The 13,259-nt window shown below is 69.9% G+C and carries 7 protein-coding genes and 1 pseudogene; 4 read left to right on the forward strand and 4 right to left on the reverse strand.

What is annotated here, in order from left to right:
- The first annotated feature begins 4 nt into the window (after nucleotides 1-4).
- Together ACIBK3_RS03100 and ACIBK3_RS03105 are read left to right on the forward strand one after the other, a co-directional pair.
- Nucleotides 5-1,822: a DUF262 domain-containing protein gene (locus ACIBK3_RS03100; RefSeq protein WP_399361278.1), complete on the forward strand. Its 1,818-nt coding sequence runs from the start codon at nucleotides 5-7 to the stop codon at nucleotides 1,820-1,822.
- Nucleotides 1,819-2,865 carry a CBS domain-containing protein gene (locus ACIBK3_RS03105; protein WP_399361280.1) on the forward strand — a complete coding sequence of 349 codons (1,047 nt, stop codon included), beginning with the start codon at nucleotides 1,819-1,821 and terminating at the stop codon, nucleotides 2,863-2,865. The genes ACIBK3_RS03100 and ACIBK3_RS03105 overlap by 4 nt, the downstream gene beginning before the upstream one ends.
- A 146-nt stretch (nucleotides 2,866-3,011) precedes the next feature.
- Here ACIBK3_RS03105 and pglZ read toward each other — a convergent pair whose 3' ends face one another.
- Nucleotides 3,012-5,918, reverse strand: coding sequence for a BREX-2 system phosphatase PglZ (gene pglZ / locus ACIBK3_RS03110; protein ID WP_399361282.1), 2,907 nt, complete (start codon nucleotides 5,916-5,918; stop codon nucleotides 3,012-3,014).
- The gene (locus ACIBK3_RS03115) at nucleotides 5,915-9,805 is read right to left on the reverse strand and encodes a phage resistance protein (RefSeq protein WP_399361284.1); all 3,891 of its coding nucleotides are present in this window, start codon (nucleotides 9,803-9,805) and stop codon (nucleotides 5,915-5,917) included. Before ACIBK3_RS03115 ends, pglZ begins: the two co-directional genes overlap by 4 nt.
- Before the next feature lie 338 nt (nucleotides 9,806-10,143).
- On the opposite strand from ACIBK3_RS03115, the gene ACIBK3_RS03120 reads away from it, so the two are divergent.
- Nucleotides 10,144-10,416 (forward strand): type II toxin-antitoxin system Phd/YefM family antitoxin, encoded by a 273-nt coding sequence (locus ACIBK3_RS03120; protein ID WP_062647777.1) that lies wholly within the window; start codon nucleotides 10,144-10,146, stop codon nucleotides 10,414-10,416.
- Nucleotides 10,413-10,665, forward strand: a pseudogene (locus tag ACIBK3_RS03125) (Txe/YoeB family addiction module toxin). The gene ACIBK3_RS03120 and the pseudogene ACIBK3_RS03125 overlap by 4 nt, the downstream one beginning before the upstream one ends.
- Nucleotides 10,666-10,700: 35 nt before the next feature.
- Here ACIBK3_RS03125 and ACIBK3_RS03130 read toward each other — a convergent pair.
- Nucleotides 10,701-12,830 carry a tetratricopeptide repeat protein gene (locus ACIBK3_RS03130; protein WP_399361287.1) on the reverse strand — a complete coding sequence of 710 codons (2,130 nt, stop codon included), beginning with the start codon at nucleotides 12,828-12,830 and terminating at the stop codon, nucleotides 10,701-10,703.
- Nucleotides 12,827-13,237 (reverse strand): hypothetical protein, encoded by a 411-nt coding sequence (locus tag ACIBK3_RS03135; protein WP_399361289.1) that lies wholly within the window; start codon nucleotides 13,235-13,237, stop codon nucleotides 12,827-12,829. Before ACIBK3_RS03135 ends, ACIBK3_RS03130 begins: the two co-directional genes overlap by 4 nt.
- Between the last annotated feature and the right edge of the window lie 22 nt (nucleotides 13,238-13,259).

Consider the following 13,259-nt stretch of genomic DNA (forward strand, 5'->3'; position numbering starts at 1 on the left):
GAACGTGGCGGCACTGGACAATGTGAAGCTGAGGGACGTACTCGCGGACGTGGCATCGGGCTCCTTACAGTTGCCCGACTTCCAGCGGAACTGGAAGTGGGACGACGACCGGATCCGCGCGATCATCGCGACAGTGACGCTCGATTACCCGCTCGGCGTGGTGATGACGCTGCAGACCGGCGGCGCCACCCGGTTCCGCTCTCGGACACTCACCGGGGCGCACCCGGACGGGGATCCCAGCGCGGACCTTCTCCTGCTGGACGGGCAGCAGCGCCTCACCTCCCTCTTCCAGGCACTGTGGCTGGACGCGCCCGTGGAGACCGCGGACGCCCGGGGCAAGCCCATCGAGCGGTGGTACTACGTCGACATCGCGAAGACCGTCGGCCCGTCCGCGGACCGCGACGAGGCCATCCTGTCCGTCCCGGCGGACAAGGTGCTCCGCACCGACTTCAACCGCACGGTCGTGCTGGACCTGAGCACCAGGGACGCCGAGTGCGCGGCCGGCCTCTTCCCTCTGCACCTCGCCTTCGACGCGCAGCGTGTGAACCAGTGGATGATGTCGTACATCAAGGCGGACGAGGACCGGAACTGGGACCTGTGGGGCCAGTTCGACGAGGCGGTCCTCCAGCAGGTCCGTGCGTTCCAGGTCCCGATGATCCGGCTGGCGGCCTCCACCTCCATGGACGCTGTCTGCGCGGTGTTCGAGCGTGTCAACACGGGCGGTGTGCCCCTCAACGTATTCGAACTGCTTACCGCGACCTATGCCGGGGACCGCGACTACGTGGAAGAGACCGGGGACTACTACCAACTCCCCGAAGTGTGGCGGGAGATCAAGCAGGGGCTGGTCGCCAAGTACCCGGTCTTCGGCCGTCTTGACAGCGGTATCGAAAACGGGCTGAGCAGCATCGACTTCATGCAGGCCATCGCCCTGGTACGCACTTGGGAACGGAAACAGGCGGGCACCGGGGCGACGGTGTCCTGCAAGCGCCGGGATCTGCTGGACCTCCCGCTGGTCGACTTCGTCCGCCTGGCGCCGAAACTCGCCGACGCCTTCGCCTGGGTGGGCGACTTCCTGGAACGGCAGTGCATCGTCCGTCCGAGCGACCTGCCGTACAAGACCCAACTGGTACCGCTCGCAGCCGTCCGCGCCATCCTCGACACGGCGCTGGACAGCCTGGGAGCGGAGGAGAAGACCGAGCAGTGGTACTGGTGCGGAGTCCTCGGCGAGATGTACGGCGGCTCCACTGAGACCCGCTTCACCCGTGACGTCGAGCAGCTCGTCCCCTGGATCGCGCACGACGACCGGGCGCCCGACACCGTCACGGACGCGTTCTTCTTCGCCGACCGCCTCGACAGCCTCACCACCCGCAACAGTGCCGCCTACAAGGGCATCTACGCCCTGCTGGTCAAGCAGGGCGCGGTGGACTGGCACTACACGGACAGCCCGCTCAGCCCAGGCCGACTCGACGAGTACAGCGTGGACGTCCGGCAGATCTTCCCCAAGACCTGGTTCCGCAGGGGCAACAGCCAGGACCTGCCCACGAACTCCATCGTGAACAAGACCCCTCTGTCCTACCGCGCGGCGATGGACATGACCGGGGCGCCGGCGTCTTATCTGTCCACCATGGTCGCGGCCTCCGACATGCGCCCCGAATGGTTCGACGACGTACTCGCCACCCACCTCATCGATCCGGATGCGCTCCGCGACAACGACTACGAACGGTTCTACAACGACCGTTCCAAGCAGTTGCAGGACCTCGTGCACGCCGCGATGGGCAAGAAGACGATGCTCCGTGACCTCACGGAGGGCGACGCCCGATGACGACCTCACCGAGCGGGCAGAACCTGGCCGCGCTCAAGGGCAGGAACGTCCCCGTTCAGGACATCCTCGACCTGTTCCAGGTCAGAGTCCGCGACCACAGGACGGTGCACCGCATCTCGCAGGCACTCACGGACGCCGGGCTGACGACGCTGCCGGACTTCGCCGTCTGCGGCCTGCGCAGCAACGTCGACGTGGTGCCGCTCGCGTCCGTCCCCGCGCAGGCCGCCCCCGCCGACGCGGAGGAGGACGAGACGGAGGAGGCACTGCCCTCGGCCGCCCTTCCGCAGCGTCTTCTGCTCGGGGACATTCCGTCGGCGCGGCGCGGCCTCGTGTCCGTGGGTCCAGGTACACCCCTGGCGCAGACGACGTTCTTAATGCGTACGAAGGGCGTCGCGCAGGTCCCGGTGACCACCGGCATGGCGCAGATCCATGGAGTGGTCACCTGGGGGTCCGTCGCCAAGATGTACGAGGCGGGCAAGCAGCCGACGCTGGACAACGCGATGGAGAAGGACTCCCTTCCGGTCGCCGACACCCGGCAGGAGTTCTTCTCCGCCCTGCCCGTCATCCGCGAACACGGCTACCTCTTGGTCCGCGGCGACGACGGCTGTCTCTCGGGACTGGTCACCGCCGCGGACGTCACGGACCGCTTCGAGGGAGCGGCACGGCCCTTCTTCATCGTCGGGGAGATCGAGTCCCTGCTGCGCCGCTGCCTGGGCGCGGCCCTGGATCAGGAGAGCATCAAGACCGTCCAGACGAACAAGAAGCCCGAGCACCGCACCGGCCAGGTCTCCGACCTCATGTTCGGCGACTACCTGAGACTCCTGGACGGGGACCAGACGAAGACGTCGCTGGCCGAAGCCGCCGACGCCAACTGGGAAGCGCTGAAGTGGCCGAACATGCCCAGGGAGCAGTTCATCGGCCGCCTGAAGCGAGTGAAGGACATCCGCAACCGGATCGCCCACTTCGACGAGAAGCCGCTTCCACAGGAGATGATCGACGAGCTGACGACCTTCGCGAAACTGTTGCGGGCGTTCGTGGCCTGAGGCGACGAAGCAACAAGTCCGTGCCGGCCTTCTCTCAGGCGCAGTAGGCCACGTTCGCCGCCTGCACGCGCGAGACCTCCGTCAGACGAGCAGCTAACACACCGTCGGGGTGCCGCCAGGCAACGCCAGAGGCACCCCAAACGCTGTCAGCCCGTCCGGAGGGCGAACTGCTCGCGCAGCAAAGCCTCATGGAGCCGCAGTGTGCGCCCGTCCGGCAGGGTCTCCAGCACCTGTACGCCGTCGTAGTTGAGGAGCTGCCTCAGGACCGCGGCGAAGCCGTCGCCCCGGGTGGTGGGCATGCCCGCACGCTGCGCGAGCGCGGTCACCGGCAGGGTGCCGCCCGCGTCGAGCAGGGCGGCGAGGGCCTTGTGGACCGGTTCCTGCTGCGGTTTGCGGGCCAGACCGTCGAGCTGTGCCTGGTATGTCTCCGAGTCGAGCAGCGCCGTCACGAGTGCCTCGGTCCTCGATACGGCGGTCAGGGTGAGCAGGGCATCGTCTCCTCCCGCGGTCAGCGCTACGTCGAAGAGCGCGTCGGGCAGCGTCCCGGGTTCGGGTTGCTTCTTCCGGGGTTTCGCGGTGCCCTTCTTCGGAGCCGCTCCGGCCGTCTGGGCCGCACGCCCGCCCGATACCGGTCTCCCCGCCTCCTCCGGAGCCCACCAGACCGGCCGCTGGTCCCCCAGCTCCCGCCATCCCTTGGGGGGTTCCGCTCCGAACCGCAGGAAGGCGAGCACCGGAATGGTGAACTCGGCGAGGGAGGCCCCACCGTGGTAGCCGGCTTTGACGGCGGTGTAACGGGAGTCGGCGTCCCACAGGGCGACGATGGACGCACCGGGCTCGGGCGACACCACGCGCGGCCCGGAGAGCGCGACCTCCTGTTCGGCGAGCGGGCCGTCGCCGGGCAGGCGGTGTCGGGCGGACGCAGGCTCGGCGACTGCGTCGACCTTGGTGCCGTGTCGGTCGACGACATGGCCGTGATCACTGGTGACGATGACGGCCATTCCCTGCGCCGCCGCCATCCCCAGCAGGTCGCGAAGGCCAGGGACGTCGTCCACCCGCCAGGCTCCGTCGCCGAGCTTCTGTTCCTTCGCGAGGCGATCGTCGATGGCGTTGAGGACGACGGCGACATGGGTCTTGCCGTCGGCGAGCGCTTCCGTGAGCGCCGGGCCGAAGGTGTCGCCCGCTTCCTCGGTGCGCAGGTCGTCCTTGTGGAACACCGCTGCCGGGGCCCCGCTCCACAGCTTCAGTGCGGGGAAGAGCCGCTTCTCGTCGGCTTGGGTGCCCTTCATCAGCGTGCCCGAGAAGAGCGAGGTGCGGGACACGGCCGTCACGGTGGGCAGTGCCGCCGCCATCGCCCGACGATGCGGGTCGCCCTCGGACAGCGGGTCGAACTCCGCCCAGGACCGGCGCAGTTCCTCGCCGAGTTCGTTCGCTATGGCCGCGCTCATGCCGTCGAGAACGAGCAGCAGCACCCGCCGTTCCTCCCCGCGTCGGACCATCGGGCCGACCACGCGGTCGAGGAAGGTCTCGACGGTGAGCATGCTTCCGGGCTGGGTGCCGGCCTCCGTCCAGGCGGCCAGTGTGCGTGCGAAAGCCGCGTCTATCTGCCGCCGCCGGTCTCTGACGCGCGTACCGAGGGTGTCGTAGGCGGCCTTCAGCACGGGGTCCGAGTCGCCACCGGCCTCGATGTGCTCCAGGGCGAGGTCCGCCCAGCCGGTCTCGGCAATGTGCCGCCGTATGGCGTCGGCGACTGTGGGCACTTCGGCGGGCGGGTCGGTGGCCAGCCAGCGGGCGAGGCGCTGCCCCATACGGGCGCGTTCGATGCGGGCGGACTCCTCCGGGTCCGTGGCGAGCCGGTGGTCCGCCAGGCGCCGTACGGCCTCAGACACCGCCGCCGTGTCACCCGCCACCAGGGCATGGCCGACAGCGGTGAACCGGGCCTCGAGTCCGCCGCGCAGAACGGGGCTCGCCGCGACGGCTGCCTCCGCGCCGAACTGGCGGGCCAGCACGGCCGCCTGGTCGAGCACGATGCCGGTGGTGCGGCGTGCCTCGCGGGCTTGGTCGGCGTCAGCGCCGCCGTTGCGGTGTCCGGCCGCCAGCAGCGTGGTCACGTACTCCTCGGCGAACCGGCCGAAGACGGCCACCAAAGTGTCGAGTTGTTCGCCCACCGCTGGGGGTTGGTCGCCGAAGTAGCGTTCGGCACGGCCCCGGGCCTGGTAGGTCTCCGGGGCGGGCTCAGCATGCTGCCACAGGGCCGCGCACACGAGACCGAAGGCGGCGGCGTCCGCTCCGCGTTCGGCGTCGACGAGGGCGAGCAGGGCGCGTCCGGCGGGGCCGGCCTGGTCCTCCTCACCGAGGAATGCGGTCAGTCCGGCGCGCTCGGGGCCGCGCAGCCCCAGCAGCCGTTCGGGGGCGCCGGGCCGGGTCGACCAGTGCAGCAGGGTCTGCGCGTCGAGCCGGTCGCCGCCCATGCGCCACGGGCCGCCCTCGGTGTCGTAGCGGCCAAGGCGCAGGCGGCGCTGGGCGAGCGCGGTGAGGGCGTACTGCCTCGACAGCCAGCCGCCGGGCACGGATGGCCAGCCGCCGGGCGGGGTGGCGTCGAGCAGGGCCTCGGCGGCCCAGTTGACGCCCTTGAGACGCGGGTCGATCTGCCGGGCGCCGAACGCCTCACGGACGACGTCCCAGCTGTCGACCGTGTCGATGCGCAGTTTGTGGACGCGGGCGAGGATCGCCGGGTCGAGTTCGTTCTGCTCCCGGTCGGTGAGGACGACCAGGACGGCGGGGCCGGGGCGCCGGCCCGCCAGGTGCTCGAGGACGAGTTCATGGACGGCGAGCGGCGAGGGCGCCACCGCGACACCGGCCGTCCGGCCCTCGCCCCAGGCCGGTTCGGCGGGGCCGTCCCACTGGGGTGCGGACCGCAGCAGAACGACGCGGCGCCTGCCCGCTCCGTCTCCCGTCAGGGAGGCGGCGAGAGAGGACTGCGATGACAGGTACTGGGTGACAGTCGCGGTGTTCAGCCGTACGGCGCCCGGGGCGACGGCGACGGTGTCCGTCATTCGACGACCTGCCAGGTGATCTCGATGGTCGCGTCGGGGTGGCGCGCGGCCAGTTCGGACAATTCCGCCTGGAGGTCGACGGCGGCGCGTGCCACGGTCGTACGGCGGCCACCGGACGTCCGCGCGGAGCCGCTGCCAAAGGAGGCCGGTGTGGGTGTCTCCGGCGGGGCGTAGGGGATGCGCGGGTCGCTGGTCGGCGTGTTCAGGGACAGGTCGTCGGCCGTGGGCTGAGGCAGCACGACGGGTGCGGACGGCTGGGCGGCGGCCTGGCTGCGCTTGACCAGCGCGACAACCTCGCGCTGGGTTCGGGTTAGAGCGTCGCGCAGGTCCGCGGTGCGCTGGTCGTCGCGGGCCACGTTGCGCAGCGAGTCGAGCAGGGCCTCGCCCTCGGGGCCGAGTCCGGCGGCGAGTTCGAGGGTGCTCCAGGGCGCGGAGGCGACGGCCTCCGCGACGCTGCGGGCCTGCTTGATGGAGGTCCCGTACCGGTCGGCGCTGGTCTCACCCAGGTCGAAGGAGGCGAGGCCCTCCACGGTCTTCTTCGCCCCGGCCGCGCCCTTGCCCGCCTCCGCCGTGAGCGCGTCGAGCAGTTGCAGGGAGCGGCGGGCGAGGGCGAGCCGCCCGGTTTCGGCGGTCTGGTCGAGGCCGAGGAAGGAGGCGTGGGCCTCCAACTGGTGCACGAGGTCCGCCGCGTGGTCCCGGTGGGCGCGGGCTGCCTCGATGATCTGGCGGGCGAACTGGTTGACCATCCGGCCGCGCCGAAGGGCGGGAGCCTTCTGCCCGAAGATCGTCTCGAACCGCTCCCGTGCCGTGTCCCAGTCGGACTCGGCGGGCAGCGGCTGGCTGCGGAGCGCGTCATGGTCCTTGATCGCGGACAGCTCGGGCGCGGGGTCGAGTACGGTGCCGCCGCGCACCCACACCCGGTCGTCCATCTCGGCGAAGGCGGCGACGACGAGCCGGGCGAGGAAGTCGGGCAGGCCGCGCGGGTCGGGCTTGTCCGTCCAGTCGGTCAGGGTGATCAGGGACAGGTCCCCGGTGACGCCCTGGGCGCTGGCGAGCTGGCGGAAGTGGTCGGCCCAGTAGCGGGACAGCTCGAAGTACGCCTCCTTCTGCTGTCCGAGGCGCAGGGGCCCGGCGATCCGCTGCATGAGCTTGCGGTCGACGGCCGGCACCTCCACCCGCCCGTCACGCGCCTCGGCGGCGGCCCGCACATGGGTGAACACCTTGCGGGTGTCGGCGGATTTGACCGCAGTGCCGGTGCCGTCGGGGTCGAGGTCGGGGTGCGCCGGGTATTGGTGGGCGAGCAGCTTGCCCGCGACGTGCCGGATGCCGTCGTGCAGACTCTGCCCGAAGGACAAGGTGAGGCCGTCCACGTCGGGCAGCGGGACAAGGTGGTCGTCGAAATCGGGCACGACGTCGGCGACCTGCTTCTGGGCGAGCCCGTACGCCTGCTTGAAGGCACCCTTGACCTGCTTGAGCAGAGCCTCGCGCTGGGTTTCGAGGAGGCCCTTGGCACGGCTGCGGTTGTCGGCGTTGAGGTGGCCCGCGTACTGGGTGTCGAAGCGGTGCTCGTCAGCGAGGGCCTTGTCGATGACGACGAGACGCCGGAAGTCGGCGAAGCGCTGCGCGGACAGATGGGCGGGCAGCCAGGCGACGATACGGGACCGCTCACCCTGCTGGCGCTCGCGGAGCCTCCGGATGCGCTCGACATCCTCTGCCCAGCCCCAATTGCCCTCGTCGAAGGGGAGATCTATGGCGATACGCCAGTGGCCCTCCTCCTGCGGCATCAGGTCGTGGTCGGGCAGCTCGTCCTCGTCGGCAAGGTTGCCGAACACGATCTCGGCGGTGCGGGAGGTACCACGCCACACGAAGCCGAGCTGGTCGCTCAACTGCCCGTGCTCGACACCCAGTTCCTCGGACAGCAGACGCCGGGCGAGGGCGACCCGGTTGCCGGGGTTGTCGTTGACCTGGGCGTTGGCGATGACGGAGTCGACGTCGACACCGGAGAGCTCCAGCCGTACTCCGGGGTTGGCGTCGGTGCCGGTCTCCTTGATCTCGGGGAACCTGGCCGCCCACTCGGCGACCTTGTTCTTGATGATGCCGACCTCGGCGCCCGGGATGGGCGCGAGCACCGACCCGTGATTGAGCGCGCCGAGCCGCCGGATGGTCAGCTCTGCCAGGGACGGCACGCTGGGCGCGAGCGCCGACAGCAGCAGAGTGCACACGAGCCGGTTGTCACCGACGAACATGCGGCAACGGTTGAGGCGCTGCGGGTCGGTGATGGCCTCGGGCCTGTTGACGTACTGCTCGACATCGTCCTCGGTGATGTCGTACGAACTGAGGAGATAGGGCCGCAGCTTGGTCTTGTAGAGCTTGTCGGCGGCCTCGAAGACGACCTTCAGGCTGTCGGTGAACGGCTTGTCGCCACCGGCCGCGATCACCGGGTAGAGGTCACCGACCGGGATGAGCTGCCCGAGCCTGATCTCGTTGCGGTGGTCGGCGAGCAGCTGGCCCATCAGCTTCAGACCGGTACGGGAACGCTGCAGCGCGGACGAGATGTGGACGAGGGTGTCCATGAACGCCGGCGAGAACGGGTACGTCAGCCGGAACGACTCCGCGTCCGCCCCGGTGGTGCCCTTCTCCGAGCCGAGGAGGGTGTCCCAGACCTGGGTGCCGACCCGCTTGGTCTGCTCGAAGGCCGCGTCGACGAGCCGTTCCGCCTCGGCGTCCTTCGGCTTGAGGATGCGCGCGTGAGCGATCTGCGGGAGGTTGCGGTCCTCCAGGGTGATCTTGTCGAAACGGCCGGAGGCCAGGTTCAGGGTGTCCTGGATGGAGGCTTCCGCCGCGCCGGACACCTCTTCTCCGACGAGTTCCCGCAGGTCGCGCTGGCGGGCGATGAACGACACGACGGGAATGGCGCGACGGGCGTCGCCGCCCTCCACGAAGTTCGTGATCTTGCTGGCCTCGCGGGCCACGAACTTCTGCTCGTGGATGAGAGTCGCGAGCCAGAGGATCAGCTCGTCCAGGAACAGGATCAGGCCGTCGTAGCCGAGCGACTTGGCGTGCTCGGCGATGACGGACAGACCGGCGTCCAGGGAGATGAAGCCGTGCTCGTTCTCGACGGCGTTCTTCGCGAAGCCGGGGAACAGGTTCGTGCTGGCGTCGTTGACCAGCTTGGCGCGCAGCTCGGCCGGGGTCGAGGGGTTACGGAGGTTGAGCGGGGTGCCCCCCTCGTGGTTCTCCTCGGCGGCGAGGGCGGTGTCGAGGAGCTGGGGCGTCCAGGCGAAGCCCTCACCCCACTCGTCCGTTTCGCCGTCGCCCGCGTCGCTCCCGCCCAGGCCCCGGATGACCGCCTCGTCACCGTAGGTGGCACGGTTGGCCCGGATATCGGCGAAGAGGGAGTCGGTCCGGTACACCTGCGGGGTCGGGGCGTCCGGGTGCAGCTTCTTGACGTGCGTGACGTACCCGCCGAGCACCCGCTGTTCGAGGGCCTTCGCACCGAGCATGTGGTACGGCACCAGCAGGAACTTCTTGCCGTCCGTGGTCAGCCACTCGTGCTTGGTCAGCACCGGGTCGAACTCGGTACGGGCGCGAGCGGCCGGGTCGCCGCTGAGCAGCGCGTAGAGCACGGCCATGAAGTGGGACTTACCGGAACCGAACGAGCCGTGCAGGTAGGCCGCCTTGGAGCGGTGCCCGTCGAGGGAGGACTTGATGAGCGCCAGCGCCTCGTCGAAGTTCTCCAGCAGCCGCTCGGTGACGACGTAGTCCTTGAGCGCGTTCTGGGCGCCCTCGGGTGTCGTCGCCTCGGCAAGGGACAACACGAAGTCCGAGGTGGAGATGTTCTCTTTGATGTCGATGACATCGCGGAGGAAGGGCGGCTGCTGGGCCATTACCGGTCACGCTCTCCATCTGGTGGTCTCCGCCACCGCTCGTCCTCGATCGTGCGGGATGTCCGCTGTCTGTCCGACCGACGACAGCGAAGCCGACCGACCACAGCGAAGGCGGGCCGCTGCCCACCCGCGCCGGAGCGTCCGGCCGCGGGCAGGCGCTTACTCCCCCTTGCGCTGTATACCCGCCTTCATACCGCTCGATCAACCGGCGACCTGCGCACCCCTGCCCACCGGCATCAGATCGGGACTGCCGAAGACCTCTCGCTCCGCGACTCGTACGACAATGTCGTACCATTGCCGTACCATTTCCCAGTACCACCAGGAGAAGGGTGCCGCAGATGACCATAAGCGCCAGCGAGGCCCGCAAGGATCTCTTCCCGCTCATCAAGCGCGTCAACGACGACCACACCCCCGTGCGTATCAGCTCCAAGAACGGCGACGCTGTGCTGATGTCCGCCGAGGACTACGACTCCTGGCAGGAGACCGTCTACCTGTTGCGCTCTCCCGCCAACGCGCGCAGCCTCATGGAAGCCATCGCACGGGACCGGTCCGGCGAGGCCGTGATCACCAGGACCATGGCCGAGCTGGAAGAGCTGGCGGGTGACGGGTGAGGAGCGTCCACTTCGACCCGGCCGGATGGGAGTACTTCCTGTTCTGGCTCAGCTCGGACCGCGCCATGGCCCGCAGGATCACCCGGCTGATCGCCGAGATCCAGCGCACCCCTCGGCATCGGCAAGCCGGAGCCCCTGAAGGGTGACCTGTCCGGCTACTGGTCACGCCGGATCGACGACGAGCACCGGCTCGTGTACCGGGTGGACGAGAAGGAAGTCAAGATCCTCAAGGCCCGCTACCACTACTGAGGCCACCGGTCCCCGCGTTGACACACGCCGTCACGTCATCGTCCCGACCGGTATGTGTCCAGGAGCCGCCGGCCCGCCACCGTGAAAGGGTGCTCGGGGCCCAAGCCGCGTTCGCGCCGTGCGACGACGTCGGTCATCAGCTGGATCGCCTCATCCACATGACCGAGCGCGGCCCGGGTCCGGGAGAACAGCTGCCGGGCTGCGAGCACGATCGGGTACTCCGGCCCGAAGCGCCGCACATACGCTTCGGTGACCAGCCGGATCTCGCTGTCGGCCTCGTCGAACCGGCCCAGGAGGTACAGCGCCCACGCGTGGTTGTGTCCGGCGCCCAGTGTCACCGTGTGATCGGGGCCGAGGAGCCGGTCGCATTCCGAAGGCAACGAGAGCAGTGCACCGTCTTCCTCGGTGTCCACCTCGGTTGCGGGCAGCATCTCCAGCAGGCTGGCACGGGCGCGCAGGGTCAGCGGATGGGCGGGGCCCAGCGCCGAGCACCGACCGGCGACGGTGTCGCGGAGCAACGCGACCGACTCTTCACGTCTCCCGAGGTTCGCCAGCACGAGCTGGAGGCCGTAAGAAGTGTCCAGGGTGTCGGTGTCGTCGGCCCCGAACAGGCTCTCCTGAGTTGTACGGACACCGCGGAGCAACGACTCGGCCTCCGCGAACCTGCCCAGCCGGAACAGCGCCCGCCCGGCCCTGGAACGGGCGGCCAGGACCATGCGGTCGTCCGCGCCGAGCAGTCGCTGCGCGAGGTCCGCGGCGGTTCGGGAGGTTTCCCAGGCCGAGAGGTAGTCACCGGTCCGGTGCAGAGCGACGGACAGCCGCGTCGCCACGGCCAGGGCGTCGGCAGCGGCCGACGGCTCGGCGACGCGCCGCAGCAGGGCCAGCGCATGAGGTACCAGCAGGCGCAGTCGCGGCTCGTGCGGCCCGGCGTCTGGTACGCCGGGTACGGCAGCGTCGAGCAGTCGGAGAGCCACCGTGTCGAGACCGGGCACCAGTTCGGCGGGGGTCGCCGCGCAGACGCTGTCGAGCAGGACGCCGTGACTCTGCACGCACCGCATGCCGACGACGTCGACCAGCTCGGACAGCGACTGGTCGAGCAGGGCCCTCAGAGCCGTCTCGGTACGGGCCCGGGGAAGGACACCGCCGATGTCCTCGTGGTTGAGCAGGGCAAGCGGCAGGGGTTCGGCGGCGAACCGGGACAGCAGTCTGAGCAGGGCCGCCGCTTCGGGCAGCCCGCGCGCCTCGAACGTGTCGAGGGTCAGCTGCCAGGTCAGGCCGACCAGATGCCGCGGGTCCGCTTCGGACAGCGCGTCGGCTCCGCGGTCGATCAATTGAACCCGTTCGTCTCCGTCGAGATGATGTCCGTAGGCATCCATCGTCCAGGGATCGAGCACCTGGTGGGAGAGGAAGCCTCCGGCCAGGGTGAGAGCGAGCGGCAGCCGCCCGAGCCGGTCCGCGATCCGCGCCGCCTGCTCCGTCGTACCGCTGTGCGGGGCGAGGTCGCGCAGCACGAGTGCGGCGTCCTCCCGGGGCAGTACGCCGATGTGCTGGAGTTCGGCCCCCGGCCACCAGCGGGCCGCCGCTCGGCGTGTGGTCACCACGACGATGCCGCGTGGGCTGGTGCGCAGCCAGCTGCCGTCCCGCAGGATCTCCGGCTCGTCGGCGTTGTCGAGGACCAGCAGCCAGGGCTCGGCGGAGTGGTCGAGATACCGCCAGACGAGATCGGCCGCGGGACGGAGGCCATTGCGGGCCGCCAGTAGTTCGCCGTCGCCCGCCCCCCGGTCGGCGGCCACAGCCAGCATGCCGCCGCGCAGGCTCGCACGGTCGGCGGCGTTGACCCACAGAGCTGCCCGGCCCTGATCGCCGGCGACCTCCTGGAAGAGGGTGCACGCGACCGCCGTCTTGCCCGAGCCGCCCATGCCGTACAGCACGTAGACCTCGCCGCCGCGCCCCGCCGCGACGCTCGCCCGTAGGCGTTCCATCACCTCGCTGCGGTCACGCAGTACGACGGGAGGCCGTCCCACTGCCGGGCGGCGCACCGAGTCCGGGCCGCTGGGCTCGGGGCCGTCACCGCCGTAGTGGTGGTGCTCGTTGATGTGCTGGTCGCCGGATGCCTGGAAGACCCGTCCGCGGTCCTCGGCGTGACCGTCCATCCCACCCGTCATCGCTCTGCGATGTGCTGGTCTCGTCCCGCTTGGTAGACCCGGCCCTGGCCGGAAGCGGTGGCGTGCTGGGTGACCTGCCGGGCCTCCGAGCCGTCGGGATCGAGTTCGTCCAGCAGCCTGCGCAGTTCTTCGGCGGCGGCGGGCCGGGCGACGATCAGACGCCGTACGAACCCTTGCCACTGCAGGCGCAGTTCGTCCAGAGTCTCCTGGTCTCGCGCCGCTGCGGCAGCCAGCACATCCTCGCGGCCCGCCTCTAACTCAGCGGCCACGGTCTCGGCCCGTTCGGGTTGCATCCGACGCCAGAGCTGCGTGAACCCGTCACGCGTGCGCTGCCAGGCGTCTGCTGCCATCAACGTGACCAAGGTGGTTCCCGCGCTCTGTGCGAGCGACGTCACTTCTGGGTCCACAGCCACCCCTCCGTTCATCCGA

This window comes from Streptomyces sp. NPDC050287, from assembly GCF_044459385.1.
Lineage (GTDB): Bacteria > Actinomycetota > Actinomycetes > Streptomycetales > Streptomycetaceae > Streptomyces.